The 25,878-nt window shown below is 52.3% G+C and carries 29 protein-coding genes and 3 tRNA genes; 12 read left to right on the top strand and 20 right to left on the bottom strand.

Features of this window, described 5'->3' with window-relative positions:
• Positions 1-5: 5 nt before the first annotated feature.
• The 5 genes from K8942_04105 to K8942_04085 all read right to left on the bottom strand — a co-directional run bounded on the left by K8942_04105 (position 6) and on the right by K8942_04085 (position 5,406).
• Positions 6-1,109: a peptidoglycan bridge formation glycyltransferase FemA/FemB family protein gene (locus K8942_04105; protein ID UPA22213.1), complete on the bottom strand. Its 1,104-nt coding sequence runs from the start codon at positions 1,107-1,109 to the stop codon at positions 6-8.
• Positions 1,106-1,516 (bottom strand): hypothetical protein, encoded by a 411-nt coding sequence (locus tag K8942_04100; GenBank protein UPA22212.1) that lies wholly within the window; start codon positions 1,514-1,516, stop codon positions 1,106-1,108. Before K8942_04100 ends, K8942_04105 begins: the two co-directional genes overlap by 4 nt.
• Positions 1,513-2,748 (bottom strand): aminotransferase class I/II-fold pyridoxal phosphate-dependent enzyme, encoded by a 1,236-nt coding sequence (locus tag K8942_04095; GenBank protein UPA22211.1) that lies wholly within the window; start codon positions 2,746-2,748, stop codon positions 1,513-1,515. The genes K8942_04100 and K8942_04095 overlap by 4 nt, the downstream gene beginning before the upstream one ends.
• A 6-nt stretch (positions 2,749-2,754) precedes the next feature.
• Entirely contained in the window at positions 2,755-4,344 is a 1,590-nt protein-coding gene (locus K8942_04090; protein UPA22210.1) for a UDP-N-acetylmuramoyl-tripeptide--D-alanyl-D-alanine ligase, read from the bottom strand.
• 324 nt (positions 4,345-4,668) lie between these two features.
• Entirely contained in the window at positions 4,669-5,406 is a 738-nt protein-coding gene (locus K8942_04085; GenBank protein UPA22209.1) for an alpha/beta hydrolase, read from the bottom strand.
• 33 nt (positions 5,407-5,439) lie between these two features.
• On the opposite strand from K8942_04085, the gene K8942_04080 reads away from it, so the two are divergent.
• On the top strand, positions 5,440-5,844 hold the full coding sequence (locus K8942_04080; GenBank protein ID UPA22208.1) for a hypothetical protein: 405 nt from the start codon (positions 5,440-5,442) through the stop codon (positions 5,842-5,844).
• A gap of 559 nt (positions 5,845-6,403) precedes the next feature.
• On the opposite strand, the gene K8942_04075 is transcribed toward K8942_04080, so the two are convergent.
• The 3 genes from K8942_04075 to K8942_04065 all read right to left on the bottom strand — a co-directional run bounded on the left by K8942_04075 (position 6,404) and on the right by K8942_04065 (position 7,434).
• Positions 6,404-6,649 (bottom strand): hypothetical protein, encoded by a 246-nt coding sequence (locus K8942_04075; protein ID UPA22207.1) that lies wholly within the window; start codon positions 6,647-6,649, stop codon positions 6,404-6,406.
• 281 nt (positions 6,650-6,930) lie between these two features.
• Positions 6,931-7,006, bottom strand: a tRNA-Met gene (locus K8942_04070).
• Positions 7,007-7,083: 77 nt separating this feature from the next.
• Complete coding sequence (locus K8942_04065) at positions 7,084-7,434, bottom strand: hypothetical protein (protein ID UPA22206.1); 351 nt, start codon at positions 7,432-7,434, stop codon at positions 7,084-7,086.
• A gap of 129 nt (positions 7,435-7,563) precedes the next feature.
• Between K8942_04065 and K8942_04060 the strand changes: the two genes are divergently transcribed.
• Together K8942_04060 and K8942_04055 are read left to right on the top strand one after the other, a co-directional pair.
• Positions 7,564-8,367 (top strand): hypothetical protein, encoded by an 804-nt coding sequence (locus K8942_04060; GenBank protein ID UPA22205.1) that lies wholly within the window; start codon positions 7,564-7,566, stop codon positions 8,365-8,367.
• On the top strand, positions 8,364-8,894 hold the full coding sequence (locus K8942_04055) for a nucleotide exchange factor GrpE (protein ID UPA22204.1): 531 nt from the start codon (positions 8,364-8,366) through the stop codon (positions 8,892-8,894). Before K8942_04060 ends, K8942_04055 begins: the two co-directional genes overlap by 4 nt.
• Here the strand turns inward: K8942_04055 and K8942_04050 are convergent.
• Genes K8942_04050 through K8942_04040 form a run of 3 tightly spaced genes read right to left on the bottom strand, consistent with a single transcriptional unit; the run spans position 8,883 to position 12,133 of the window.
• The gene (locus K8942_04050; GenBank protein ID UPA22203.1) at positions 8,883-9,446 is read right to left on the bottom strand and encodes a hypothetical protein; all 564 of its coding nucleotides are present in this window, start codon (positions 9,444-9,446) and stop codon (positions 8,883-8,885) included. The two genes, K8942_04055 and K8942_04050, sit on opposite strands and share 12 nt — an antisense overlap.
• Before the next feature lie 27 nt (positions 9,447-9,473).
• Positions 9,474-10,784 carry a UDP-N-acetylmuramoyl-L-alanine--D-glutamate ligase gene (gene murD, locus K8942_04045; protein ID UPA22202.1) on the bottom strand — a complete coding sequence of 437 codons (1,311 nt, stop codon included), beginning with the start codon at positions 10,782-10,784 and terminating at the stop codon, positions 9,474-9,476.
• Positions 10,781-12,133, bottom strand: coding sequence for a hypothetical protein (locus K8942_04040; GenBank protein ID UPA22201.1), 1,353 nt, complete (start codon positions 12,131-12,133; stop codon positions 10,781-10,783). The genes murD and K8942_04040 overlap by 4 nt, the downstream gene beginning before the upstream one ends.
• A gap of 50 nt (positions 12,134-12,183) precedes the next feature.
• Between K8942_04040 and K8942_04035 the strand changes: the two genes are divergently transcribed.
• Positions 12,184-12,693 (top strand): DUF3592 domain-containing protein, encoded by a 510-nt coding sequence (locus tag K8942_04035; GenBank protein UPA22200.1) that lies wholly within the window; start codon positions 12,184-12,186, stop codon positions 12,691-12,693.
• Between the two features lie 7 nt (positions 12,694-12,700).
• On the opposite strand, the gene K8942_04030 is transcribed toward K8942_04035, so the two are convergent.
• A tRNA-Leu gene (locus tag K8942_04030) sits at positions 12,701-12,786 on the bottom strand.
• Between the two features lie 39 nt (positions 12,787-12,825).
• A complete protein-coding gene (locus K8942_04025; GenBank protein UPA22199.1) occupies positions 12,826-13,575 on the bottom strand; it encodes a hypothetical protein in 750 nt (249 codons plus the stop codon).
• A 45-nt stretch (positions 13,576-13,620) separates the two neighbouring features.
• Between K8942_04025 and K8942_04020 the strand changes: the two genes are divergently transcribed.
• The 6 genes from K8942_04020 (at position 13,621) to recF (ending at position 18,280) form a co-directional block, all read left to right on the top strand.
• Positions 13,621-14,130: a hypothetical protein gene (locus tag K8942_04020; protein ID UPA22198.1), complete on the top strand. Its 510-nt coding sequence runs from the start codon at positions 13,621-13,623 to the stop codon at positions 14,128-14,130.
• 85 nt (positions 14,131-14,215) lie between these two features.
• Positions 14,216-15,469 carry a Glu/Leu/Phe/Val dehydrogenase gene (locus K8942_04015; GenBank protein UPA22197.1) on the top strand — a complete coding sequence of 418 codons (1,254 nt, stop codon included), beginning with the start codon at positions 14,216-14,218 and terminating at the stop codon, positions 15,467-15,469.
• 41 nt (positions 15,470-15,510) lie between these two features.
• A complete protein-coding gene (locus K8942_04010; protein UPA22196.1) occupies positions 15,511-16,428 on the top strand; it encodes an FAD-dependent oxidoreductase in 918 nt (305 codons plus the stop codon).
• A 44-nt stretch (positions 16,429-16,472) separates the two neighbouring features.
• On the top strand, positions 16,473-16,667 hold the full coding sequence (locus K8942_04005) for a hypothetical protein (GenBank protein ID UPA22195.1): 195 nt from the start codon (positions 16,473-16,475) through the stop codon (positions 16,665-16,667).
• Between the two features lie 52 nt (positions 16,668-16,719).
• Complete coding sequence (locus K8942_04000; protein ID UPA22194.1) at positions 16,720-17,175, top strand: NUDIX domain-containing protein; 456 nt, start codon at positions 16,720-16,722, stop codon at positions 17,173-17,175.
• Positions 17,176-17,182: 7 nt separating this feature from the next.
• The gene (gene recF / locus K8942_03995) at positions 17,183-18,280 is read left to right on the top strand and encodes a DNA replication and repair protein RecF (GenBank protein UPA22193.1); all 1,098 of its coding nucleotides are present in this window, start codon (positions 17,183-17,185) and stop codon (positions 18,278-18,280) included.
• Here recF and ruvC read toward each other — a convergent pair.
• Complete coding sequence (gene ruvC, locus K8942_03990; GenBank protein ID UPA22192.1) at positions 18,272-18,757, bottom strand: crossover junction endodeoxyribonuclease RuvC; 486 nt, start codon at positions 18,755-18,757, stop codon at positions 18,272-18,274. The two genes, recF and ruvC, sit on opposite strands and share 9 nt — an antisense overlap.
• A 151-nt stretch (positions 18,758-18,908) precedes the next feature.
• Here ruvC and K8942_03985 point away from each other — a divergent pair, with 151 nt between their 5' ends.
• Positions 18,909-20,396, top strand: a complete 1,488-nt coding sequence (locus K8942_03985; protein UPA22191.1) for a hypothetical protein — start codon at positions 18,909-18,911, stop codon at positions 20,394-20,396.
• 555 nt (positions 20,397-20,951) lie between these two features.
• On the opposite strand, the gene K8942_03980 is transcribed toward K8942_03985, so the two are convergent.
• From K8942_03980 to K8942_03970, 3 genes are all read right to left on the bottom strand, one after another.
• A tRNA-Ile gene (locus tag K8942_03980) sits at positions 20,952-21,028 on the bottom strand.
• Between the two features lie 127 nt (positions 21,029-21,155).
• Positions 21,156-21,752, bottom strand: coding sequence for a hypothetical protein (locus tag K8942_03975; protein ID UPA22190.1), 597 nt, complete (start codon positions 21,750-21,752; stop codon positions 21,156-21,158).
• A 74-nt stretch (positions 21,753-21,826) separates the two neighbouring features.
• On the bottom strand, positions 21,827-22,753 hold the full coding sequence (locus tag K8942_03970) for a ribose-phosphate pyrophosphokinase (GenBank protein ID UPA22189.1): 927 nt from the start codon (positions 22,751-22,753) through the stop codon (positions 21,827-21,829).
• Positions 22,754-22,804: 51 nt separating this feature from the next.
• Here K8942_03970 and K8942_03965 point away from each other — a divergent pair, with 51 nt between their 5' ends.
• A complete protein-coding gene (locus tag K8942_03965) occupies positions 22,805-23,332 on the top strand; it encodes a hypothetical protein (protein UPA22188.1) in 528 nt (175 codons plus the stop codon).
• A gap of 88 nt (positions 23,333-23,420) precedes the next feature.
• Here K8942_03965 and K8942_03960 read toward each other — a convergent pair whose 3' ends face one another.
• The 3 genes from K8942_03960 to tsaD form a co-directional block, all read right to left on the bottom strand.
• Positions 23,421-23,822: a TrbC/VirB2 family protein gene (locus K8942_03960; GenBank protein UPA22187.1), complete on the bottom strand. Its 402-nt coding sequence runs from the start codon at positions 23,820-23,822 to the stop codon at positions 23,421-23,423.
• A gap of 151 nt (positions 23,823-23,973) precedes the next feature.
• On the bottom strand, positions 23,974-24,534 hold the full coding sequence (locus K8942_03955) for a hypothetical protein (GenBank protein ID UPA22186.1): 561 nt from the start codon (positions 24,532-24,534) through the stop codon (positions 23,974-23,976).
• A gap of 282 nt (positions 24,535-24,816) precedes the next feature.
• Positions 24,817-25,845 carry a tRNA (adenosine(37)-N6)-threonylcarbamoyltransferase complex transferase subunit TsaD gene (tsaD, locus tag K8942_03950; protein UPA23146.1) on the bottom strand — a complete coding sequence of 343 codons (1,029 nt, stop codon included), beginning with the start codon at positions 25,843-25,845 and terminating at the stop codon, positions 24,817-24,819.
• Positions 25,846-25,878 lie beyond the last annotated feature (33 nt).

Genomic DNA, 25,878 nt, shown 5'->3' with positions numbered 1-25,878 from the left:
TCATCTTAAAACCCGCGCTTCCACTTGCGGATGTATTCAAATGTTCTCGTCAGATAGTATTTCGATGAGAGCGGGAGATCGAAGCAGTGTTCGAGGTTGAGCAGCTTTCCGCCAAAGCCGGTCTTGAAGAGTGTCACTCCTGCAAAAGGATGTTTCGGATTCAGGATTTCTGCCTTGGATTCCTGTCCGTCTTCAGACTTTTTCTCGCTCATGGGTGCAATGCCCCAGAAGTTATAGACGCTGTCGCCGCGCTTGATGGCATCCTGAATCGCGCGCCACTGGAGCAGGTAGCTTGCGGGGACTTTGGTCATCACACTGGCGCCATGATGATAGCTGGTCTCACCGCCAAACTGCATGTGGATGGAGGTCGCGAGAATCTGTCCTTCGTGTTTTGCGATATAAACGAGAACGTTTCCGGCTTCCGCGAATCGCTTCACCTGCGCGCGGAAAAAGCTGTTGGTGTAGGGCGTGAAGTGATGGCGCTTGCGGGTTTCATCATGGAGCTTGATGAACTCTTCCACATCGCGAACCGGATCAGTCGACAGCTCAACGGTGACGCCGTCTTTCTCGGCTCTCCGAATGAGGTTTCTAGTCGTCTTTCGCATTGCCATGAGGATCTCTTCTTCTGATCTTTTGGTTATGGGTAATGAGTGATGGGTTACGGGGGGCCACTGATCGTCGGTTGTGAGGGGGAGATACCAGATGTGCTCCGCTAAAAGATGCAGAGGTGATGAGATTCCTTTGAGTTGCTCTTGATGAGTATCGGAGGCAAAGGGGCTCATGCGTACAAAACTACAGCGATGCTTCCGGGCTTCTTCTTTCAATCCATCAACCAACATTTCAAAAACCCCATGACCCATAACCGATAACCCATAACCGACCACTGGTCCATACTGCACCATCAAATGCCGTCCTCTGCGTGCGGGTACCAAAATCGCCTGACAGATACCGACAATCTTTCCATCATCGCGCACTTCCAGTCTGACCGGTTCTTGTCCGATATCGCGGTAGACCTCTCCCATAGTCCAGCTCTGGAGGAACGGCGAGAAGCGCTGGCTTTTCAGAAAGTCATCCCACTCCTGCCGGTTGTCTGCAATCTGGGTGATCATCTGTCCTGTACTTTATAAACGAATTTCAATGCTGCATAGGAGTATTCGATCTCGGTGTTATTCACTTCCGAGAGTCCGTGCTTCTTTGCGATGTTGCGCACAACCGCCGACTTCAGATCTGTCTTGATGCCCATGATGATTTTCGGCCACGCGATCCAGAGGGCGCCGTGCGTGGCGATCTGTCCTTTAAGGGAGTCGAATGTCTCATCGAGCTCTTTTGCATCTGTCTGAAAGGTAATCAGCATGTCCGCGCCTTTGCCCGGTGTCTGCTGCAAAAGTGCCTGCCGCGCCTCCGATCCCAGCGTTCCAAAAACCGTGGTGGGAACATTGTGCAGGACAACGGTGTGCCCTGGCTTGATGCCAAGACGTTTGCTGAGCGGGTCGTGGCGGTTTTCGGGGGTGTTCATGAACGGAGAAGGGGATCGAGATGGGAAACGAGTGTTTTGGCTTGAGCGAGTGTCATGGTCGGATGCGTCGGGAGGGAGAGAATCTGCTGGCACGCAGACTCGGCCTGCGGGTCCTGTCCATCCTCATATCCTGCGTCTGCATTGCTGACGGTATCCGGGCAGACGACACATCCCGTCCAGCCATCATACAGGTGAATGTTGTGTTTCTTCAGTGCACGCCGGATCTTTTCTGCGCCCACGGTAAAGAGCGGGAATTTCTGCAGCGGAAAACTGCCGGACAGAGCGTCCACAGTCGGCCAGCCCGCTTCAAATCCGTGTGTCAGGTAGAAATCTGTGAGCATACGCCGATGATCGTTAATCGCCTCCAGTGTGTTCAGCTGCTGCAGCGCAAGTGCAGCGCAGGCTCCGGGCATACGGTGCAGGGTCTGTCCCATCTCTCCTTTCTTTTCTAACCGTGTGAGAATGGGAATAAGCAGTTTGAGTTTCGATGCCAGCACCAGGATCGCTTTCCCAAGGCCGCGGTCGTACACAGGCTTTGCGAGACTGTAGAGCAGGGGGTACTGGAGGTAGGCAAAAATCTGGAAGAGACCAATCGGTCGTGCATCCTGCTGCATCGCACGCAATTGATTGGCGATATGCGTATCCCTGACTATCAGTCCGCCGCCACTCACGCCTGAGATTGCTTTATCACGGCCAAAGCTCAGCAGCATCGCATCGCCAAGATGTCCGATTTCTGTTGGCCCCTTTGCATCCGGAAGAATGTGGGCACAGTCTTCAATCAAAAACAGCGAATGCCGGTCGCAGATTTCACGGAGGCGCTTTGCATCGGCGGGAATACCAAACGTGTGCTGGCACATGACGACGCGCGTTTTCGGGGTGATAGCTGCTTCGACAGCGTCGGGATCAAGGTTCAGTGTGTCTTTCTCAATGTCTACGTAGACCGTTTTCATGCCTGCTGCGTGGATGGCGTTCGGAACGACCACACACGTGTAGCCCTGCACAATCACTTCTTCATCGGGTTGGAGCTTCATGGCTTTTAGCAGAGCGAGCAATGACTCGCGGCCGGAGTTGAAGGTGATAGCGTCGCCGTTGAAGCGTTTGCCGAGTGCCTGTTCGAGTGCCTGCACATCACCGGGATCACGATACTGCCACGGCATCAGCGTTCGCGACAAAGCGAGACGACGTTGGGCGCTGTCTGCAAGCGGGGCGAAGGTGTGGTGGATGGGCTGCACTTTTGGTTATGGGTTATGGGTTATGGGGGACTTGGAGAGAAGTTTTTGGATTGCAGAGAGGGGCATGCGGCCGAGGCAGAGGAGGAGGCTGCCGGCTGGAGCGGGAGTGCTGTGACTGGAGAGGATCTCGACCGGTTTGCCGTAGGTTTCTTCAAAGGCGGTGCGGCCGGTATCCGCTGTGAAAATCACGCGTTCGATACTGCCTTTGGCGGCGGCTCCGAGCTCCTTTAAAAATGCCTCTTCCTGGTTTCCAGTTTCCAGTAATCCGCTCATCAGCAGAATACGCGGGCGTTCATTCTGGGATTTCGCCCAATCGAGTGCGGCGCGGATACTGAGGAGACTGCTGTTATAGGTGTCATCGACAATGCGGACGCCGTGTTCGGTACGGACATTGAAGGTGTGGGCGAGAGGCTGGAAGGATTCCAAAAGCTCTCTGATCCGCTCATCGCTGATGCCGAGTTTTTTGGCGATACCAACCGCAAGAAGAATATTGCCGACGTTGTGCATGCCATGCAGGGCAACGGTACAGGTCGTATCTTCCAGATGGGCAGTCAGGCCCTTATCGGTCTCTGTGACTTTTTCCACGCGGATATCTGCATCTTTATGAAGCCCGGCAAGCGTCACGTGACAATCGAGAGTCGAAACCAGAGATCGCACGGCGTTGTTATCGGCGTAGAGAAATGCGTGCCCGCTTTTCGGGAGAGCATGAAGCAGTTCGGCGTTTGCCTCTGTGATTGCGTCTTCCGATCCGAAGAGGGCCAGATGATCTGAGCCGAGTGCGGTCATCACACCAATCGTCGGTTTTACGAATGTACACATCAGAGCGATTTCTCCTTTTTTATAGGCGCCCATCTCTACAATGACAGGTGAGCGTTCGGCTTTCATCTTTCGGCTTTCAGTGACCATCCATTGAGCGACGCCCATTTCTGTGTTCACGTGTGCAGGTGTAGTAATCGGATGTAGATCACTTAGTAAATGTTTGATGAGCTCTTTAGTGGTTGTCTTTCCGACGCTTCCTGCAATACCGATCACAATGGAATCTTTCCAGGTGTCGCGGACAGCGCGTGCGCGTGCGAACCATTGCGCCTTCAGATACCTGTCGAGCGGCAGCAGGGCAGCCCAGGCGATGAGGACAATGAGTGGCTGCGCCAGCAGAATGACGGCCGGAGAATAGATGGAAAACAGCCAGATGCTGGTGGCAGCAATGTCGAGCATCCCTGCAATGACGGCCATCAGTTTTGCTTTGCTGGTCCAGACGGGGGAGCGCTGCTTGTGGAGGAGGAGCTGTACTGCGGTCATTCCTGCAAAGAACAGAAGCCAGCCTCCATGTGCAACGAGAAGCAGGAGTGCCAACTGAGCGGCCTCGTTACTATTTGTCGCATTGCGGACCATGAAGACAAAAAAGATGTCAGTCAGGACAAACAGAACAGCCATGCCCGGTCGCACCCACCCCCAGAGCTGTCGGATAACGCCTTCCCGGCGCAGGTGCTCTCCCAAACGGTCCAGGCGCCATTCCTTCTGCTGGAAAAGAGCCAGGAATGTCAGAAGAGGCGATAGACACCCGATAATGGTCAGAATTCCGAAAAGGAGGAGCATACAACCGGTCTGTGAGAAGACATTGTAGCGTATGTCTAATTTGCAAAATATAGAAAAATGTGTTATTATAATATAGTTTTACATCCATACCAAATCCTTCCTTATGGAAATGCCGAAGAGTCACAACTTCACGCATGCCGTCGCAGGCTTCGTCCTGGCTTCCATGTACTTCGTGTACATGTTCCTGCTGTTGCCACGCATGTAATCACTGATCAATCGATTGTTCAGGAAAACGGGGGCTCCGGCCCTCGTTTTATTATGTGCATCGTGTCATGGTGAGGACACTCGAACCATGATATCTCAAGAAACATCCTTCGAGCGGCCTCAGGATGACACGGCCTTCTTCACCAGTCTCGCAATCTCCTCCGCCCGATCCCGATGCACCCGATGCCTTACGCCCGGATACGTATGCAGTGCACTGCCCGGAATTTTTTTTGCTATCAGGTATCCATCGGCAATCGGCGTCATCTGGTCTTCGGTGCCCCAAAAGATATCCGTCGGAACATCGATAGTCTGGAGGAGGGGGCGCAGATCCTCTTCGGTGACATTGATGAGCGTGTCGCGCATGACGGGTGATGCCTTTTCGTAGTCGTGGACACGGACGAGTCTGTACAGAAATGCTTTCCCGACCGGTTGCAGATGCCGCATGCCAGGAATCGAGAGAAAGAATTTTCCGGTCTTTGCGAGTGTCAGTCCGATCATGCGCTTGAAGTGCCGTGGGTGCCGGATTCCTGCAGATGCACACAGAAACAGATGGCCGATCGGCAGCATGTGACCCGCTGCCAGCTTGATCGCAATACGACCGCCGTGTGAGTGTCCAATTAAAAAAATCTCTTCTTGCCTGTTGCTTCTCGCTTCTTGTTCCTTTGCAAGCCAGTTTACTACCCAGTCTGCGTAATCATCTGTTGTCCACGGGCGTACGGGTTCCGGCTCATCGCCAAAGCCCGGGAGATCCGGTGTGAGAATTTCGATGTCTGTTCCCTTCAGGGCATCACGGAGTTCGGTAAATGAGTCTTTGGAGCCGCCCCAGCCGTGGAGACAGAGAAGAGTCTTTTTTTCCATGCGTCTATTGTAGCGTTCTGCTATGCTTTCTGCATGCACACTCTGCACAAGCGGATTGATCGGATTTGGAGAACCTGTATTACGTTTCTCGAGAAAATCGTTGCCGGCGTTGTGGTGATTGGTGTCTTGTTTTACGCATTCCACAGTGCATCTGTTCTGATGGAGCTGGACTGGAGCCAGACAGAAACATTTTTCGAACTGATCTACCGTGTGCTTGCGGTTATCATCGGTCTGGAGCTGGTGCGTATGCTTGTGAGTCACAGTATTTCCGCCGTGCTCGAACTGCTCGCGTTCGTTATTGCACGTAAAATGTTGAAGCCCGATCTTGCATCGCTTGATGTCACGCTCGGTGTTCTTGCTTTTGTGGCACTCATGGCTGCGCGTCACTTCTTTACGGAGTCACAGTTCCTCCACGAAAAAGGGGATGATCATGTCTAAATGCTGAAGTATAACTATTTAGAATGTTTCGCAGTGCACTGCAGTCTGTAGAAATTCCGATACGGAGTTTGTTCTCCCTGTCGAATTCGGATAATCCTGTAGGTTTTTTACTGCGTAATGAGTGAGGAAAAATAGAGCGCAGAGTTCAATAATCAGCATCGTTCCTATTTGTAGCAAAAGTGAATTCCGAACGGGTGGGCAATATTTTTTGCAGAGTAGGACTCCCATTATGGTGAAGCTGCTGAGCACGAGAAAGATAACGGGCCATAGAAACCCTACTAAGTAGACGCCGTTTGCTGCTGCATTCGTGCCAATGTCGTGTGAGTTATAATAGCAGGACAGGCTGCGGATGAAGCCCAGAGAGAATGCGAGTGCTGTTCCCAGAGCAAGAAGTATCAGGATGGTGTTTGCTGATGTACGACTATTCGCAGTGTGCATAGTTATGGAGAAAGCGCGGAACACTGTGAGCGCATGCGTAGTATAGGCGGATTCCAGTTGTGGTACATAAAAAACGAGAAGCACAGATGCCTCTCGTCGTTGTCTGTTTGTTTCTCCCTCCTTACTGTAACCGCTCGTAGATTGCATTGAGCGGGTATCCGGGGTAATGGCCGTGGCTTCCGATAGCCCACACTCCCCATCCGATCAGCGCCATCATAATCCCTGCGACCGGTGTGCAGATAGTTATGTACCACGGTACGTACAGACGCTTTTCAACCCATTGGATCAGCTTGTCTCCCATGAAGACGTTGCAGGCAAGCAGTATCCACCCGACAAAACCAATCCAGAACCCGACCATTTCCTGCATGGCAATCTCCTTACGAGTGAGTGTTGTAAAATAACAGACAGCACAAATTCTGCGCAGGACATTATTCCAAACAACTCTCTAAGACTCTTGAAAAAAATGATGAAAAACGGTAAAAAAATGATGAAAAACGGTAGGGCGGTTGCCCTATTTAAAGTCGAGCTTTTTTCGATGGTGTCACGGGCCAGGATTAAACTGGCGACCCCAGGCTTATGAGTCCTGTGCCACTGCGCGGCAGGTGTTGTTTTCTGATTGCCTCTAGCAATGCGACTGAGCGTTTTTGATGGTGTCACGGGCCAGGATTGAACTGGCGACCCCAGGCTTATGAGTCCTGTGCTCTACCGACTGAGCTACCGTGACATGGGTGAGGTGCGATACACGTTGCTTAAAAGAGCCCGCAAATGGTACGGAAAAACGATGATTCGGGCAAGCGCTCCTTAGAGCAGGGCCAAAAGGGCGATTCCTGACATCATAATCCCGATATCGCGCACGGCGATGTCATTCCAGCCGACCTGGGTGAGGATGCCGAGCATGTGGAGGGTGATGAGAATCACGCCGATTTTCTGGACTGTTTTGACCGGAATGAGCAGCAGGATTGCAAAGAGGATTTCGAGGATAGCCACCAGTTTCAGCCAGCTGTCTTTCGGCAGTCCGCCAAGGCCGTCCATCCATGCAGGAAGCCATCCGAGCCAGGTGAGGGGATTGATGAATTTATCGATGCCGAAATAGCCGAACACAAACACCAGTGAGATGATCAGAAGCCACTTTGCGCTGTTGGGTCGCTGCATAGTGGCTCTCACACTAGCGGAGGCCTCCGCGGAGGTCATGCATTTCCCGTTGTTTCTGAAGCCAAAAACCGGTCTCTTTGTATCTTGTAAAGTCTCTTCATTCTCCGGAGCTCATGCTATACTCCGCCCATGAAACGAGCTCTTATTCCACTCATCGCAATAATCGCTTTTGCCGGCGCAGGTATGTACGGATACAACCGTACAGCGCAGAACCCGGATCCGAATCACACGCATGCGGACTTTGCAGTGTGGATCAATGGAGAGCAGTTTGATTTTGCGAAAGAGGAGTTCATGTCTCATGTGCCGGTTGCGTCAGTACCATCATCCTTTCGCTTGATTCCTGCTGTATCTGCCCATGAAGGAGAAGAAGAGGGGGGATCGGGTGCAGTGGTGGCCGGACGTGAGTATCTGCATCTGCATGATATGAACGGGCATGTCATTCACCGGCATAAGCCAGGTCTGACATTCGGAGATTTTTTGGAATCGATTGGTTTTACGCTTGATGAAAAATATACCGATGATGACCTGTCGGTTTCCTGTGTGACTACTCCTGATGGTGATACCTATTGCGATGAAACAGAGTCGCAAAAAGGATGGTTGGCATTGGTGAATAATGCTGTGGTTGGATGCAAGGCAACGATTGATGGAAATTCCTCATGCGGAGGCCCTGATGAACCTCCGTTCCAAGGGAAGCCGGATATTATCGCTCTCTGGAATTATGATTTTAAAGATGGTGATAAAATTCTGCTCTCCTACGGTCCCTATTTTGAAGTCGGTGAAGAAGGAGTAACGCCGCATACAAATACGATGAAAAAAGAATGGGCACTACTAACCAATGATGCCTGTATGTACAGTAAAACCTGCCCCGGACGCGGCACGCCTCCCACCGAAAACTGCATTGCTGATCCTACTGTTCCCTGCATCGTCCAATGACTCATACTGATGATTCCCAGGCCGGCGCTACCCCTCAGGATGACGATATCGTTCTTCCGACGACTGCTGACCTGATGGCTGAAATCGCGTCTCTGAAAGCGGAGCTCAATCGTTATCGCGATCTTGCCGGTCGCGCGCAGGCAGATCTGCAGAATGCAAAAGCGCGCGTCGAGCGCGAGGCGGATGATCTCCGGAAGTTTGCATCGGAATCATTGGTCCGCAGAATTCTCCCGACACTCGATAACTTCCAGCGTGCGTTCCAGCACATTCCGGAGGACCTCAAAGATCACGAATGGGTGAAGGGTGTGAGTGCCATCGAAGCGGATCTCATGAAGCAGATGGCCGATGTCGGTCTCAAGCGTATGCAGTCGCTCCATCAGCCGGTGGATGCCAACAAGCACGATCCACTCATGGTTGGTCCGGGCGCTGCGGATACCGTTATTGAGGTGCTCGAAGAAGGCTATGAATTGAACGGCAAAGTATTGCGTCCTGCAAAAGTAAAGGTCGGGGATGGATCAGCTCAGTGATTGTGTCGTCAGGAGGACTATCATTACGCCAATGGCGTCGAGAAGGAAGCAGAATGCGGCGAAGGGTTTTCCTTTGACGTCGGCGCTGCTGCTTAACAGTGTGACACCCAATTCATCCGGGAGCGGTGACGCGATGATGATGCCGGCGATCGACCATTTGATGTAGTGTCGGATCTGCTCGGGGATACTTTCTTTGTGCGCGTGGGTCCAGAGCCAGCTGATGAAACGTGTATGACCGAGTCTGTGCAGTTCATCCAGAAATGAGAAGCGGATGAACTGGAAGATGATCAGATCGGAGAGCATGGCGCCGATTCCTGCAACAATTGCTCCCAAAAACGGATCGACGGTATCTGCCATCTCAATAAAAATCGCGATGGCAAACGGGGTGGTGAATCCGAAACTGAAGAGCAGTCCGCCGAAGAACATTGTCAGATACCCCTGGCCCCGAAGGAGGACGGGGAGGGCATCGAAAATCCCCATCTCAAACAGCAAAAATGCGAGAACAAACGAGCAGACGAGCAGGAGGAGTTTTGGATATTGAATGCGCGACATCTGTTTATTTTAGCATAAAATCGTTCTTTATGCCATCTGCACGTAGTGGGCAAAGATGTTGCCTTTCTCCTCGAAGTTTTTGAACATGCCGTAGCTTGGCGATGCGGTCGAAAGCAGGACAATCGGGTGTCCGAGCGGTGTTCTGCCGCCTGTCACTTTCTTGGCGATGGTCACAGCGTCTTCCATGGACGCAGCATCGAAGAATTCCACGGCTGCACCCGCATCTATGATCGCCTGTCTGATGCGCGGGCCGCTGCCGGGGAAAAGAATCACTGTGCTGACGGATGACGCTTTGATGCGCTCCCCGAGTGCGCCGAAATCGTTCCCTCTGTCCTGTCCGCCGAGAATGAGAATTTCCACTCTGCTGTCGAGCGCGTCGAGCGCGGCGATGGTTGATTCCGGTGTGGTGGAAATCGCGTCATCAATCCATTCCTGTCCATGGTGAATGCCGAGTGACTGGAGACGGTGCGGGAGACCTTTAAAAGTTTTGATCACCTCGATCGCCGCTTTTTCCTCAATGCCAAGCTTGGTTGCAACCATGAATGCTCCGGCAATGTTACTGAGATTATGATCTCCAATCAGCTGCGTGTCCGGGATGCTGACGGGAGCATCTTTCATGGAAAAGGGGATTTTGGTTCCACGGCTTTCGTTCGCGATCTCGGTCGCTCCATCGGATGTTGCACAGAAAAATACGAGGTCACTCTCTGTCTGAAAACGCGTGATGTGTTTTTTGGCATCCATATAAGCCTCAATCGATCCATGATAATTCAGGTGTTCCGGGAAGAAGCTCGTGATGACGGCAATCTGTGGTGAGGTCTTGAGGTCCATCAATTGGTAGCTGCTCATTTCCATGACAAACAGTGTCCTGTTCTTCGCGTCATCAATATGGCTGATGGCAGGTTCGCCGATGTTTCCGATCAGATGCACTTCCTTCTTGCCGGTTTTAAGGAGTGCGTAGAGAAGGCTGGATGTCGTGCTTTTTCCTTTGCTGCCGGTCACACCGATCACCGTTGCGCCAGAGCCTTCGATGGTGTCGAAGAAGATCTGGGTCGATGAGGTTATGGGTAATGAGTTATGGGTTATGGGGAGACTGGAAGGGGGGATGCCTGGGGATTTGATGATGACATCAAACTTTTCTAGATCTTTCAGCCATTCTTCGCCGCTTTGCAGGTAGTACGGCGTTGTCTCTGCGAGCTCCTTCAGTACATCGGGGTTTTCATCCGCGACGGTGATTTTGCATTTCTTCACATGTGTCTGGATGGCTGCAAGCATGGCCTGTCCTTCTTTCCCGAAGCCGAGGATGCAGATTTTCTTGCCGGCGAGATCCTGGATCTTCATAGGTTTTTCAGAAGCGGGAGGAACTGGTCAGGAATCGCATGCTTCGGACGCTGAAGCATCGCTTCGCCGATGATTTCGTCCGGCTCGATGATTTCCGGCATCACGTCATCCAGGAACATCTTCATGGCTGCCGTGTCTTCCAACTCTCCGCGATTATGCGCCATCACGAATGCCGCCGCTGTTTCTTCCGGTGTTCCTACACATTCAAACGGCTTGTGACCGGTCACGCCAAGCAGCTCACGGTAGAGTGGGAGGAGGGATTCATCCTCAAAAAGATTGCCGTTAAACACTCCCTCGAGATCGTTCTTCGGGAGGAATGCGGCAAAGAGCGCAAACGCAAAGGCGCACTTCGGACAGTCTCCGCACCAGCGCGGACGGTTCGGGTCTTTGCTGAGGATCTGCCAGTTGCGGTTGCAGCTGGTGGCGAGCGGGAGGTACTGCCGGTGTTCACAGAAAAGCTCGGCGATTTTCAGTTCAGAGAGTGTGCGCAGCATGCTGAAGCAGGTCACATCCTTCGTTACACAATCCGCAACGTATGCCTGGAACATCTGCTCAAACGCGAGGCTCTTGCTCCACTGGTGGTTGATCTGTTTCCCGTGGAATTCGACATTTCCTTCTTCCGCACTTTCCTCGTTGCTGAAGGCCACATATCCGTACCCGCCCAAAAGCCCGATGATGACAGAGAGGAAGTGAATGTAGCCGGTAATTGGCACATGCCCGTTCAGCGCTCCGTCTGCATTGAGCGTGAACAGCTCCGGCGCCAGTGCGCGTTTTACATTCAGAAGCGGAAGCTGCGCCTCGTTTGCCATCGTGTCGATCAGTTGATGCTGACCGATCCGCAGTAGCGTGCAGTCGGAGCCGCCTTTTTTCAGGAGTTCGGTTGTGACCAGGGAATCTTTGCCGCCGCCGATAGGGATTAATACACGCTTGTTACCATCTTTTTTTGATTCAGATTTGTTGATGGTTGGCTTGTTGCCTGTTGATGGAAAATGAATCAGTCCGCGGAAATCGATGTCGTTCCTGTAGAAAAATTCTCCGAGGCCGTTTTCGTACACATCGTTCCAGAAACTTGTCTGCTTCTCGCTTAAGCTTCCACTCCGGATGTCTATCGCTTTTGGGAGGCAGGTTTTGTAGTAACTGATGCCGCCCATCAGATGCAGCGCAAACAGTGCGCTATCCAGGTCCGGATGATCCTGTATGTGCAGATCAGCGGGGAGAGTGATGGTTTCGGTAAAGGTGACCGCATCATCCAGCTTATAGACGAGTGAAATGGTCCGCTTTGCCTTATCGAAGGCGTAGGAGTCGAAGATGAAGGTTTTGTACTGGTTCATTGAGTGTGTAGTATACATGGTTGCAGTCAGTGCGTAATGAGCAGAAGATACTCGAAACAGCTGTATTTATGGCAAATCCTTCCATCCGACCATCTCGTACACACTATGTGTGGACCTGCATAGCTCTGTTCCTCCTGACAGGAGCGCTCTCGTTTTTTGCATTTCCCGTCGTCAGCAAAATGGTCCGGTCTTATTCGTGGCCGGCAGTTGATGTCGTTGTCACTGATCATGCTGTGAGACATTACCGCAAGCGCGGAAATATGTTTGATTACGAGGGGCATGTTCAATTCCGATACATGTTGGATACCAAGCAATACGTTTCAAGTCGTCTGAATGTTTCTCCCGGCTACTATTCCGCACTATCGGAGGATGAAGCATGGATTTTCTTGCGAACAAAGTATCCCACAGGCTCGCAAAAGAAAGCGTATGTGGACCCCCATAACCCCTCTTACGCCATTCTCGAAAAAGGCATTTCCGATTCACTGTTCTTTCTTCTTCTGGTGATGATTCTTTTGATGCCACTTGGCGCACTTCTTGGATTGATTGTCGGGACGCGGTCGTCCGTTTTTAAGGCGTAATATTCTGTGGTGCCATGGGAGGGACTTGAACCCTCAATCCCGTAAGGGAACACGATTTTGAGTCGTGCGCGTATACCGTTCCGCCACCATGGCATGGGAAGGATCATACACTACTGATATTCCCATCCTGCATCAATCCATCCACCGGAAACTCCGGAGAATGGTCTCCGTATCGGTATCCGCATGTTTTTGCATGGAATCGTATTGTTCCTGGGGGAGACCTTCGAAACCGTCAGAGCCGGGGATGCACCCCAGACAGCCGCCGATACTGATTTCAACGACGATGTTTTTTTCCGGCTGCAGTATTGCGAATGTGCGTTCGAAATACCCCGCATCACCGAAGGTAAATTCGTACATTGTTATGCCATTATAGCTGCGACTTTTTGGTTCAAATGAGTTCTGTGCCATGACTCTCGACCACGTTCCTGTGTCTGCGTTATACAGATATTCATCATCATAAATATTCACGTAGCTATATCCTTTCAGCGGATACACGGCGACAGTGGTTTTCAGATCGCCCGGAAGTTCCCGGTCACGAGCGCTCAGTGCAAACAGGGCGTCTGCTTCATCATTTTTGAGAATATTATTCTCCACGCGGCTGTTGTGGTACCGATAGACGCGCCAATATGGTTTCTGGAGAGGTTCAAAATGTGTCGGGTACATGAGAGAGAAGCCGTATGCAGCATTTGTGTAGGACCCGCTGTGACTGGTTTGGTCCAAAGGTGGCGGCTCTGTCGGTTGTTCGTCTGCAGTGCTGGATGATGAGGCTGCGCGCATCGACGAGGATGCGTGTGACTGTGATGCATCACCAGTATCAGGCGATTGCGTGGTGCAGGCAGAGAGGATGACAATCGGGAAGATGAGAAGGAGTGAGAGGCGCATGAGCGAAGTGTACATCAGTGATATCTCAGGAGTAGAATAATTGTCATGCCATCTTCCAGCATGCGTTTTGCACTCTGTCTCACATCATTTTTTCTGAGTGTCTTGATCGGAACCGGAAGTGTGAGTGCGGCAGATGCGCCTGTGCCGGATAAGAGAGTGAGGCCCGGTGCGCGTGGAGTATTGATGCTGTCGTATCCGCTCCGTGAGGGGTGTCATGATTTCACGCTCATTCGCAACATGACGCTTTTGTATGAGGGGACATCGCCTGCGAATATCCGCAGAGTGTACGCAAAAGTGCTGGGCAAAAAGCTTACGACCAAGAGAGCAATCAACGCAGAAAACTACACCGTGACGCTCTGGTTTGATCCGAAGAATGCGCCCGGACTCTGCTACAGCAGATCCATCGAAATCTACGCTGATTTTTCCGGTACCGCTGAGCCGGGGTCTATGCATAGTCTGCAGGTCGAACTGCCGACAGATGTGGTCACCGATAGCGGCGTGATTGGTGAACCGACACATGGTTTGTGGGTAAAGGTACTCAAAAAAACCGAATAATTCTCTCCTCAATTTCTTGGGGAAAACGCTTCTTTTCTGTGCAGAAGGGGTATAGTGACAGATGATTTCCCTTCTTTTCTTTGTTATGCCAGCATCCACCCCCTACGAACGCTTCACCGTGCTGCTTACATCCGCGATGGATGCTTTGCAGCTGACGGATGCTGAGCAGAAGCTCTTCCAGACGCCGCAGCACATTCACAAGAAAAAAATCAGTGTGACGCGCGATGACGGATCAACCGTTGAGCTTCCTGCATTCCGTGTGCAGTACAACAATGCGCGTGGTCCCTACAAAGGCGGCATCCGGTTTCATCCGGAGGCGAATGAGGAAGAAGTGAAGGCACTTGCCGCACTGATGGCTGTTAAAACCGCAGTCGTCGATATTCCGTTTGGCGGCGCGAAGGGTGGCGTGCAGTTTAATCCAAAGGAGTACAGCAAAAAAGAACTGCAGGCAGTGGCGCGGGCGTATGTGCGTGCGTTTGGGGAGCACCTCGGTCCGGATATCGATTGTCCGGCGCCGGATGTGAATACAACACCGGAGATTATGGCGTGGATGCGTGATGAGTTTGAAAAGATCAATAACGGTTTGTACGCACCGTCGATGATTACCGGAAAGCCGCTCTCGTTCGGCGGTTCCCGTGGCCGCGACAAAGCAACGGCCCGCGGCGCATTCTTCGTACTGGAAGAATTACTGAAAGCAGAAAATCAGGACAGCGACGGTCAGCGTGTCATCATCCAGGGATTCGGAAATGCGGGCGGACATATGGCGCATTTTCTGCACAAGGCCGGTTATGCGATTGTCGGCGTGTCGGATTCCAAGGGCGGCATCTACAGTGAGGATGGCCTTGATCCTTCGGAGATCGATCTCACGAAAGAGGAGAAAGGATCAGTCACTGCATATGAGGCAAAAGGTGTTCGTACTGTGACAAATGAAGCGCTACTCGAATTGCCCTGCGATATTCTCATTCCAGCGGCACTCGACAATGTTCTGAACGAAGAGAACGCCGATCGCATTCAGGCGCGGTATATCATCGAAGTTGCCAATGGTCCCACAACGCCGGAGGCCGATGCTGTTCTTGGAAAGAAGGGGATTATTGTTGTGCCTGATGTGCTTGCGAATGCCGGTGGCGTCACAGTCAGTTATTTCGAATGGTCACAGGGCAAAAGCGGGGAGCAGTGGACAGATACGCAGGTGGATGACGAACTGAACCGCATCATGCTCAATGCGTTTCGTGCGGTGCATGAACAGAAACTGAAAGGTGCACCAAGCTATCGCATGGCCGCATTTCTTGTGGGACTCGGACGCATTGTAGAGACCATGAAAGTGCGCGGGTGGATGTGACAGGTTGCAGGTTGCAGGTTTTCTTTCTAGGATGTGCCCCTATGATCTATGACGTTTTGATTATCGGACAGGGCTGCGCCGGCTATACAGCCGCCATTTATGCAGCACGTTACAAACTCACAACCTTTTTGGTGGGGGAAGTGGCAGGTGGTCTTGGCATTACCGCTGCAGAAGTCGGTAACTGGCCGGGTGATATTGAAATCACCGGTCCGGATCTGATGGAGAAGTTTCACAAGCATGCCGCGAGCTTTGAGGAGGTGACTATTCACAATGCGCGTGTGGAATCGATTGAGAAAGGAACGCTCTTCAGCATGCAGCTGAATGACGGCACGACGGTGCAGGGCAAAACGCTGATTTTTGCGATGGGCTCCAACAAGCGCCATCTGCACGTCGAAGGAGAAGACCGCTTGTCCGGTAAGGGTGTGACGTACTGTGCAACCTGTGATGCATTCTTCTACCGCAACAAAACGGTTGCAGTGATCGGTGGAGGCGACAGTGCAGTGGAAGGCGCAGCCATTGCGGCACAGGTAGCGGCAAAGGTGTATCTGGTGCATCGCAAAGCAGACTTCCGTGCAGAGCCGTATTGGGTGGAGCGCGTGAAGAGCAAAGAGAACGTGGTGTTTGTGCTGGAGAGCAATGTTGTAGAGATTCTCGGGGATCAGAAAGTAAGCGGTATCAAGCTTGATAAGCCATTTGAAGGAAGCGATACGCTTACGGTAGACGGTGTCTTTATTGAAATCGGTGCCGATCCTGCAACGGCTTTGGCCAAAAGTCTCGGGTGTGAGGTGGATGAGAAAGGGTACCTGAAGGTTGATAAAGGGATGAATACGACGGTTCCGGGTATTTTCGGTGCGGGTGACATTACAGACGGCAGCAACCATTTTGCCCAGTTCACCACAGCTGCCGGCGAAGGGGCGACTGCGGCCAATAGTGCGTTCCAATACCTTCAGAAGGCCTAAAATTCGCTTGCGTCGAGCTTTTGTATCCGTATACTGCGTCAGCTATGCCAAGAGGTAAAAGAGTTGTCTTCGGCGTCTTCTGTACCGAAACGGGAATCCGTTTGGGGACGATGCGCTTTCATAAGCAGGATAAAGCTGGAAAGTCCTGGAAAGAGCATGTTGCAGATATGAAAAAGTACTGCCCGCCTTTGCGTCGCCGTGTTGCTGTAAAACTCAAAGAAGAGAAGCACTCAAGCTAATCTTCCCACCCGGTCGTTACATCAGGCCGATGTTTTCGCTATAGTCCGTTTCATGAATGATATGTACCGGGCGGCGGCATCTTTATTGCTGCTTCGTCCCGCTCAAAACGGCTACGAACTTCTGCTTTTGCATAAGCCGCGCAAGCGCGATGCCTGGCAGTTGCCACAGGGTGGCGCGGAAAAAGGCGAAACAGCGGAGCAATGTGCGGTGCGCGAACTCAGGGAAGAAGCAGGGATTACCGATGTCACAGTCCTTGGAAAGAGCGATCTTGTGTATAAATACGATTTCCCCGCGTCCTACCGGCGCTTCCGGCCGGACAATATCTGCGGACAGCGGATCGAGTTTGTCTTCGGAACCTGTTCGCCGGATGCCACAGTCACCGTCGATAATGTTGAAGTGGATGATTTCAAGTGGATTCCCACCGATACAGTCGGAGAGTTTCTCAAGCGCAAAGCGTACTTGGAACTCGTGACTTCTCTCATCGCAGAGGCACTGGCTCGTGTATGATCAATCGGTGCGTATCACCCGTCTTATTCTCGAGCAGTTCCGCAACTACACGTCCCAGGTCATCAGTCTGACGGACGCCGATATTCAGCTGTTTGTGGGACAGAACGGTGCCGGAAAGACGAACATTCTGGAAGCGGTATCGCTTTTGTCCATCACCAAATCCTGCCGGGGCAAAGATGAACAAGACATGGTCCAGTGGGAGAAGGGGCATTACCGGATTTCAGGCGTTCTTCGGAGCGACGCAGGAGAGGAGACGACGATGGAAATCGTGAGTGAGCTCACACCGCGCAAGCGCAAAGCCTTTTTCTTAAATGATGTCCGCTCGCCGCTTTCGATGTATGTCGGAACGCTGCCGACCGTTGCATTCATGCCGGAAGACTTGCTGCTTTTCAGTGGCACGCCTGGCGAACGAAGGCGCTTCCTGGATCAGTTGCTCTGTCAGGTTTCGTCGCAGTATTTTTCAGATCTCTCCGCCTACCAGAAAATCCTGCAGCAGCGGAACGCTCTCCTAAAGCGCATTGCGAACGGGAATGACACCTCTGAGGTGCTTGCCATCTGGGACCTGGAACTCGCCGCAAAAGCAGCCAGTATTACCCTCATGCGTCTGGAACTGATCGAGACATTGAATCTGACATTGCTCGAACAAATCCGCGCACTGGGGGAAGCATGGAATTCCGCGGATATCCGCTACGAACGAAAAACCTCTGCGCGCGATCTTGAGACACTGAAAGCGGAAATGATCAGCATTCTGGAATCAACCAGGCAGCGCGACATTATTCTCCAGTCCACCGGTACCGGCCCGCACCGCGAAGACTGGCAGGTGTACCGTGATGGTCGCGCCATTCCGAGCTTTGCGTCCCGCGGTCAGGAGCGCGTTGCCGTGCTGGCATTGCTCCTCCTGGAAGTGTCATACCTGGAATTACAGCGTGGCGAAAAGCCGGTCATCCTTCTGGATGATGCCTTCTCCGAACTGGATGACAGGCATCAGGGGACATTGCTCGATGCATTCAGGGGCTATCAGGTCCTGATGACCTCTACCCGTGTGCCGCCGAATGCGGAGGGGGCGACGGTGTTTGATGTGACGGCGGGGGTGGTCTCAGAGTAATACCGCTGTCCGGTGATGCAGTGCTCCATACACCGCAAGCGCCAGCGCATCCGCTGCATCATCAGGTTTTGGGATTTCGTTCAGGTGCAGCATCTGCACCAGCATCGACTGTACCTGTTGCTTGTCTGCAGAGCCGTCGCCGGTAATGCCGCTCTTCAGTTGAAGCGGGGTAATTTCCAGAATATCGCAGCCGTACTCTGCAGCGGTCATCAGGATAACACCGCGCGCCTGCGCAACGTCGATTGCCGTGCGGACGTTTGTTTCGAAGAAGAGCTTTTCAATCACGACCAGCTCCGGTTTCGTCTCTTCCAAAAACGCTGCGAGGTCTTTGTGTATTTCGGCAATGCGCTCGGAGAGTGGCAATCCTGCTTTTGTATCAATTGTCAGCCATTCAACCACGGCAATATCCGCACCGGTCGCTTCCACGACACCCAGTCCGACAATCGCCAATCCAGGATCGATTCCGACAATACGCATGCACGGATGATAGGGGAAAGCTGCTGAGCCATCCCTTGTCAGATGTGTATTTTTAGGGTCTTGAGACTATAAGAAAGTGACATTTTTTGCTATAATGAGAGGAAATATGAACATACAAAAACACACCCAAAACGCGAAACACAGATGGCTCGTGGCAGCACCTCTTTTTCTGTTGATGTTCACGCTCAGTCTGCGCGATGTATTTATCGCCTCTGTTCCAGCTGCATCACTCATCACGGATGAACAGGTGGTGGTAGATGGTGCACAGGTCTCACGTCAGGACAACGCATCCACTCTTGTCTATTCACCGTATCTTTCTCGTTTTGAAGCAGGGGAATACACACTCGAAGGATGGAATGGTGGATATCAGGTAACGGTCGGTGCAGTGTCGATCACCGTTGCCGCACTTACGACGCCGGTTCTTGTGACGCATGGGAAAGAGCAGACGATTGTTCCTGCGTTTACCCAATGGAAAGGGGAGACGCTCGCGCCGCTCTCCGGCAGTCTGGATCTGTGGTATCTCTCCCGTGAAGTGCTTCCGCTCCCTGCGGATTACACACAGACGATGCTTCGTTCGCTCTCACAGCTTGCGACATTTGTGCCTGCAGAGAGTGGCACATCATCAGATGAAACGATTCTGCCGCACACTATCGGTCAGTCGTTGCGCTTTGAACAGGCGCAGGAACGCGCAGCGCAGATGGAACGTCTCCAGAGAATCGAAGCGCTCCGCACTGCACTGCAGTCCGATGTGCCTTCGTTCGATACACTGCTGCTGGCATCTGATATAGACGATATTCTAACATCTCCGGAAGGCCGCAGCGCACTCCCGGAACTGCTGACGCTCGCCACTCGTGTGCACAAAGACCATCTCCTGTTGCCGTTCTTTGTGGCAGACAGCAAGTATCGCTTATTGGCAGCATTTCATCCGCTCCTCCGCGATAGTGCACGCGTGGTGCCGCAGTCCGCAGAGCTCAGAGGACAGACAGAACGTTTGTTCCTGCTCTTTACGCCAGCCGCCGATGTGCTGCCTGCTGCCATCACGGAACTTGCCATCACGCAGTGGCAGGACCAGTGGAAGAGTCTGACCGCCACAAAAGAAGGTATTGCAGACTTTTCAGCTGCGCTGCCGTTTATAGAATCCCAGATCGAACAGTTTGATACATTGCAGTACCCGCAGCGCGTAGAGACCTATAGTACTGCGATTCTTGCTGTTGCTGATCCTCTCGAACAGAAGCTCACGCCAGATGCTCGTAAAGTTCTCCAGGGCATCCGTACACTGCGGACAGAGCGCCGTCTCGCATCACCGATTCCGGACCCCGTCGCGGTTGTCGTGTCACCTGCTGCATCGTCAGCATCATCGGCAAAGCATGTGGATGTTTCACCGGATATTTTGATTGAACAGACGGCCTTTATCCTCGCAAACGCAGGATTCATGTCGACCGCTCAGACAATCCTGAAGCCTGTAGGAAGTGTTGTAGAGGTCTCCGAGATTGTCTTTGGCACAGCAAACGGTGATACGACGCTGCATTTCTCCTTTGACCCGCAGACGGGCCTTGTGAGCGCAATTCATCATCAGGGACAGATTCTGCCGTATGCGATATCGCTGCAGCAGTTTACGGAGTGGTTGCAGGGGAAATAAGAGTATGTAAAGAAGAATTGACTTTTTATGCTGTGATCGTATAATAATCGCACTATGGAAAATCTGACACACGAAGAAATTCTCCAGCGGGATGCAGATATGCTTTATGATGCAATTGTGTAGCGAGGGCTTACGTACAAAGCAGCTATCATCCAAACCAATGTCTTCGATGGATATTCGTATGACCAACAGAGAGATGTATTGTCGGTCACATTAAGCCGTCTGGATGCACTCGACCATGAGGATGAGGAGATTTTGAGAACACAGTTTGCTATACGCGAGGCAATTAGAAATAATAATTTCTTTCATTCTCCACAGAGACAGCGCCAGCTTGATCAGCAAGTGGAGAGGAGTATTGCCAGGGATGCTAGTACTACTTCATCGCAGTACCGCTTAACCAGAGAAGCGCCTGTGCACTACTTTACGTCTATCGACGGAACGACTGCACAAGTGACAGGAGTTTCAAAAGCGCTGGATGACCAGTTGCCTGAAGGAAAGTGATGTGCTTTTGATTTCAAACGAAACAAGGCCAGCTGAGCTAACCGTGTTTTTTGATGGTGGGCGATCGCAGACTTGAACTGCGGACCTCGACATTATCAGTGTCGCGCTCTAACCAGCTGAGCTAACCGCCCGGAAAGTACAGGGAGGGTACGGAGAAATGGCTCCGGGGTCAAGATATCGTGCCATGGGCTTTTATAGCCTCTTCTACGAAAAAGGCATCCAAACGTGTGTCTGGATGCCTTTTTGTGGTCAAAACGCTTAGTTTGATGATACAGAGCTGGTACTGACAGAGCTCATGGAAGATGAAGAGGATGAACTGATGCTGCTGCTTGACATCATGGATGAAGCGCTGCTTGAAGACTTGTTGCGGAGCGGGGAAGAGGTCTTCCGGAAGCTGTGGACGCAGAGAGCCAGAGCCGTACCGCGCTTGCCTGGGCAAAGAGACTGGGCGCCCTGAGACATCGGACGGGTAGCCGGCTTCATTTTCTTTTCCATTTTCTCCATCATTTTTTCAGCCTTTTTCATGGTGGCCTTCTTGATTCTCATCAGACAGGCTGCCTTTTCCAGGCCTTCTTTCTGACTGCATGCGTCTTTGATGGCAGCTTTTTTGCTGTTGCGGGCGGAATCCATGCGTGTGTCTGTATTCTTCTTGCGGCTTTCTGCATTGAAGCAGTGCACCTTATCGACGCCTGTTTTATCGGCGCATGGTCCTGTCATCATGACGGATGAAGGGGATGAAGAGGAAGACATCGCAACACTTGATGCGGATGAGGACATGCTGCTTTCAGCAAATGCGAGCGGCATGAGTGCGACTGTTGCAGAGGCAGCAGCCAACAGGGAAAGAGATTTTTTCATAAGAAAAAATGGGGAAGAAACATGTTCAGCGTATCATAGCGCTTCCATCCTTGGAATTGCTTTTAGTGACTTCTTTATTTGCTTTTATAAATATCTGTCACACTCTGCTTGCTCTCAATATGCTGGATGACTTCTGCAAGGAGGGGAGCGATCGGGAGGACTGTCAGGCCTTCAAACTGATGTCGCGGGGGAATGCTGTCCGACACAACCACTTCTTTGAATTTGGCTTCTTTCAGCCGTTCAATTGCAGGTCCGGAGAAGAGTGCGTGCGTAGCGGCCACATAGACATCCGGGTTTGCACCCTTTTCCACGAGGGCAGCTTTTGCGGTGCAGAGCGTTCCTGCGGTATCGATCATGTCATCAAACAGAATGCAGGTGCGACCCTGCACGTTCCCGACCACTTCCAGGATCTGTGCTTCGTGGTGTCCGGTTCTGTTCTTCTGCATGATGGCGAGATCTGCTCCCATCTGGTCTGCGAATTTCTTCGCCTGCTTTGCGCCTCCCACATCCGGGGAAACGACCACCGGGTTCTCAAGCTTGCTCTTGAAGTACTTTGCAAAAATCGGGCGCGCGTCGAGGACATCGACCGGCACGGAGAAGAATCCCTGGATCTGGTCGCTGTGCAGGTTGAGGGTGATGATATGGTCTGCACCCGCTTTCTCGAGCAGGACGGCCATCATCTTTGCAGAAATCGGCTCGCGCGGTTCGGAGACTCTGTCCTGGCGTGAGTAGGGGAAGTACGGGAGGATAACATGCACATGGGATGCAAAGCTCAGTTTGGCGGCCTGGCACATGAGGAAGAGCTCGAAGAGCGCCTCATGCGGATCAACACCCGGTGCCTGCAGCAAATACACTTCCTGTCCGCGCACAGATTGTTCATACTTCACATAACACTCGCCCGATGCGAAATGTTTCAGGAGAATCTTCCCGAGTGGAACAGAGAGCTCCTGCGCGAGGCTGGAGGCAAGGGCCGGATGGGTGGAGCCCGCAAAGATATTCATTGTGTAGTACCATTATAGCAAATGCACGTCCGTTTTACCACTTGCGCCGGCATGCCTGTCACAGATGATCAGCTGGAAGAGGATATAGGCACTATTGGCGATATCCTCATTCATCCCGATACAGCCACCATTGAGGGCTTTTTTGTGGTGATTCCGTCTTTTCTGCATACGCAGGTCCTTTTTCTGCCTGCGCTGGATATCATGCATTTTGGCTCCAGAGTACGAGTTCGGCATGCGGAATCCTTGTCGCCTGTTGAAGATATTGTACGTCTGCAGTCATTGCTTTCCGAAAAACGCCCCGTGCTCGGACAGAGAATGCTCACAGAGTCCGGAAAAGATCTTGGTATCTGCCGGGATGTGCAGTTTGAAACACGGACATTTCATGTGGAATGGTTCTACCCCCGCAAATGGTTCCGGTGGAGAGCGCCGATTGCGGCACTCAATATTCTGGAAATCCGCGAGGATGCGATCGTCGTGCGTGATCCTGTTTTGATGCAGAAAGTCACACCTGCAGAAACCGTTCTCCAGTCGCTGGAGCCGCTGACCGGGGCGCCGTTGTCACGCGTGGAGGATCGGTGATAGACCCTTCGACTTTGCCAGCTCATCTTTGATCAAACAAAAAAACGGACCCCGAAGGGTCCGTTTTTAGAATCGATAAGAAGTCGCTTTAGTTTCCTTCGACCTGGCCTGCGAGGTAGACCGTCACAAGGCTGACGATAACGCGTGCGAAGAGCACAATCACGAGACCGCCGAGAGCGTAGAAAATAGTCTTCTTGGCCTTGTCCTTTGCCTCGTCTTCACCCTGGGAGACGATGAGGCGGATACCTGCGATCACAACCACCACAACGGCGATGAGAGCGAGGAAGTTCAGGACTGCTGTCAGGATATCAGTAATGATGGTGCGGACACCGTCAGCGTCTGTGCCAGCATCAGGCAAGCCTGGCAGGTTAGGATCTGGACCTGCAAAGCCATCGCCACCTGTTTGGGCGAATGCAGAGGAGACGAACACCAAGCTTGTGATGGACGCAGCGGCCACCTTGTTGGTGAGGGACTGAAGGGAAGTTTTCATAAAAAACATGGAGGGAGAAATTAGCTCCAGTCTTGTCTAATGATGTGCTGCGTGCAAGCGATTTGATCGGACAGCAGGACACATTGGATTGACAGTAAAGTCAATAATGTCGTTCCTTATGTATTTGTCACACAGAAGAATCTTTTTTATTTTACGCGTCACGATTACTCAAAAATCCGACCGTCAGAAGAAGAACAGCCGGCAGGCAGAACCACACGTTTTGGTAGTCGACCATAATCTGCATCAGTGTGCTTTGCGAAAGAATACCTGCAAGCAATGGGGCGGATTCCAGGGTGTTATCCAGAATCGGTTTGGCGGCGACGTAGGTGAGCAGTGCTGTTAAGAGTAAGCCCGATGTTGCAAAGCCGAATGCGCCGGTCAGGACTGTTTCCCAAATACCCTCAATCTCTTTTGCATACTGCATTTCAAAGCCGCCGCGGATAGCGAGGAAAATAATCATCGCAACGAAGAGGACAAGTTTGATGGTGGAGATGATGTTCCGGTCGATGGTGAATCCGAGCATGCTCATCATGAATGGCGATTGCCCCGAGAGCATTTCCAGAATATTGCCGATGGCCTGCACTGCCACGATTGCAATATAGGATGCGATGATGATTTTCACAGATTCGTCTTTTCCGACAATAAAACTGTACGCGACGATGGTTGCGAAGAAGACGATGACAATGAGGTCCCAAGTGAGGGTGATGTCCATGATGGAATGTAGTCTAGCTTTTGTTGTTGCTTGTATCTAGTTTCCCTCCGGGGGCCGCTGCCGCGGGGGCATTCTTTTTGCTCGTGCAGCAAAAAGAATCAAAAAGTGCGGTCCGGGCCAGCCGCTCCTCCGCTTGCCCCTTCACCCCCGGGTGGCCGGACTCCACCCCGTGAACGACGAACCTTCATTTTCCCTTTGGGAAAATGTTCCTGGTGGAACTCTTTTTTTATTGGAACAAACAAAACTCCCTCGCCCGGAACGGGAGAGGGGCGGGGAGAGGGCTCAATCTCGTATCGCCGCACTCAACGGCAACGATGCCTCTGTTATAAACATCTCTGTCGCAGTCTCGTGTTCCTGTGTCAGGAAATACGCAGCCGAGGCAATCATCGCGGCGTTGTCTGTGCAGTAACTGAGTTTGCCCGGGAAGCGGACGGTGACATCCGGGCAGTGCGCGGTGACCATGGTGCGCAGGACGGTATTTGCGGAGACGCCTCCGACCAGATGCACCTCTTGAATGTCCGGATAGTCTTCGAGTGCCATTGTGATACGACTGACGAGATGTTCGCAGATGACTTTCTGAAATGACGCTGCGAGATCGGGGGTCTGTGATGCGGCATCGACCTGAAGATCGCGGATGGTGTAGCGCAGCGATGTTTTCAGTCCGGAGAAGCTGAAATTGAAGGTACGCTCTTTTTTGAGTGGAGCCGGGAAGTCGAATGCCTGGTCATTTCCTTCCAGTGCTGCCTTCGCAATCGACGGGCCGCCCGGGTAGGGGAGGCCGAGCATCGTGGCGCCTTTGTCGAAAGCTTCGCCTGCGGCGTCATCAATCGTGCGGCCGATCAGTGTGCCGTGCGTGTGCGATGTGCGGAGCCAGAGTTCGGTGTGACCACCGGACGCGGAGAGCGTCAGGATGGGGAACTGTGGCTGTGCGGTTGGATCAGTATCAAGCCAGGTGGAGCTTAAGTGGCCGAGTGTGTGGTGCGTTCCGATCAGCGGTTTTTGGTGCATGCTCGCGAGTGCTCTGGCGGTCACTGTTCCGACGAGTAGTGATCCGAGCAGGCCCGGGCCTTTCGTGACGGCGATCGCATCAATGTTGCTCCAGTCATTTCCGAGTGGTTCCAGTGCCAGATGCAAAACAGGGAGAATAGATTCCACCTGCTTGCGCGCCGCCTCTTCCGGAATCACGCCACCCGATGCCTTGAAGGCAACTGCCGAACTGGCGATGATATTGCTCACGACGGTGCAGCCGTTTTCCACGACGGCAATCGAGGTTTCATCGCACGAGGATTCAATGGCAAGAATACGGATGATGGGTTATGGGAAATCGGTTATGGGTTACGGGAT

It is taken from the genome of Candidatus Peribacteria bacterium (genome assembly GCA_023038255.1).
Classification (GTDB): domain Bacteria; phylum Patescibacteriota; class Gracilibacteria; order Peribacterales; family Peribacteraceae; genus CALREJ01.
This window is presented reverse-complemented; position numbering and strand designations above follow the sequence as displayed.

Excerpts from the sequence above, each read along its gene's own strand:
- K8942_04025 (UPA22199.1), bottom strand. The coding sequence starts at position 13,575 with ATGCGCCTCTCACTCCTTCTCATCTTCCCGATTGTCATCCTCTCTGCC.
- K8942_04050 (UPA22203.1), bottom strand. The coding sequence starts at position 9,446 with ATGTCGCGCATTCAATATCCAAAACTCCTCCTGCTCGTCTGCTCGTTT.
- ruvC (UPA22192.1), bottom strand. The coding sequence starts at position 18,757 with ATGCGTATTGTCGGAATCGATCCTGGATTGGCGATTGTCGGACTGGGT.
- K8942_04040 (UPA22201.1), bottom strand. The coding sequence starts at position 12,133 with ATGTATACTACACACTCAATGAACCAGTACAAAACCTTCATCTTCGAC.
- K8942_03970 (UPA22189.1), bottom strand. The coding sequence starts at position 22,753 with ATGAATATCTTTGCGGGCTCCACCCATCCGGCCCTTGCCTCCAGCCTC.
- K8942_04020 (UPA22198.1), top strand. The coding sequence starts at position 13,621 with ATGCCATCTTCCAGCATGCGTTTTGCACTCTGTCTCACATCATTTTTT.
- K8942_04085 (UPA22209.1), bottom strand. The coding sequence starts at position 5,406 with ATGGAAAAAAAGACTCTTCTCTGTCTCCACGGCTGGGGCGGCTCCAAA.
- K8942_03975 (UPA22190.1), bottom strand. The coding sequence starts at position 21,752 with ATGAAAAAATCTCTTTCCCTGTTGGCTGCTGCCTCTGCAACAGTCGCA.
- K8942_04055 (UPA22204.1), top strand. The coding sequence starts at position 8,364 with ATGACTCATACTGATGATTCCCAGGCCGGCGCTACCCCTCAGGATGAC.
- K8942_03965 (UPA22188.1), top strand. The coding sequence starts at position 22,805 with ATGCCTGTCACAGATGATCAGCTGGAAGAGGATATAGGCACTATTGGC.
- K8942_04035 (UPA22200.1), top strand. The coding sequence starts at position 12,184 with ATGGCAAATCCTTCCATCCGACCATCTCGTACACACTATGTGTGGACC.
- K8942_04010 (UPA22196.1), top strand. The coding sequence starts at position 15,511 with ATGATCTATGACGTTTTGATTATCGGACAGGGCTGCGCCGGCTATACA.
- K8942_04065 (UPA22206.1), bottom strand. The coding sequence starts at position 7,434 with ATGCAGCGACCCAACAGCGCAAAGTGGCTTCTGATCATCTCACTGGTG.
- K8942_03955 (UPA22186.1), bottom strand. The coding sequence starts at position 24,534 with ATGGACATCACCCTCACTTGGGACCTCATTGTCATCGTCTTCTTCGCA.
- murD (UPA22202.1), bottom strand. The coding sequence starts at position 10,784 with ATGAAGATCCAGGATCTCGCCGGCAAGAAAATCTGCATCCTCGGCTTC.
- K8942_04015 (UPA22197.1), top strand. The coding sequence starts at position 14,216 with ATGCCAGCATCCACCCCCTACGAACGCTTCACCGTGCTGCTTACATCC.
- K8942_04100 (UPA22212.1), bottom strand. The coding sequence starts at position 1,516 with ATGAACACCCCCGAAAACCGCCACGACCCGCTCAGCAAACGTCTTGGC.
- K8942_04005 (UPA22195.1), top strand. The coding sequence starts at position 16,473 with ATGCCAAGAGGTAAAAGAGTTGTCTTCGGCGTCTTCTGTACCGAAACG.
- K8942_04090 (UPA22210.1), bottom strand. The coding sequence starts at position 4,344 with ATGCTCCTCCTTTTCGGAATTCTGACCATTATCGGGTGTCTATCGCCT.
- K8942_04060 (UPA22205.1), top strand. The coding sequence starts at position 7,564 with ATGAAACGAGCTCTTATTCCACTCATCGCAATAATCGCTTTTGCCGGC.
- K8942_04075 (UPA22207.1), bottom strand. The coding sequence starts at position 6,649 with ATGCAGGAAATGGTCGGGTTCTGGATTGGTTTTGTCGGGTGGATACTG.
- K8942_04000 (UPA22194.1), top strand. The coding sequence starts at position 16,720 with ATGAATGATATGTACCGGGCGGCGGCATCTTTATTGCTGCTTCGTCCC.
- K8942_04080 (UPA22208.1), top strand. The coding sequence starts at position 5,440 with ATGCACACTCTGCACAAGCGGATTGATCGGATTTGGAGAACCTGTATT.
- K8942_03960 (UPA22187.1), bottom strand. The coding sequence starts at position 23,822 with ATGAAAACTTCCCTTCAGTCCCTCACCAACAAGGTGGCCGCTGCGTCC.
- K8942_04105 (UPA22213.1), bottom strand. The coding sequence starts at position 1,109 with ATGATCACCCAGATTGCAGACAACCGGCAGGAGTGGGATGACTTTCTG.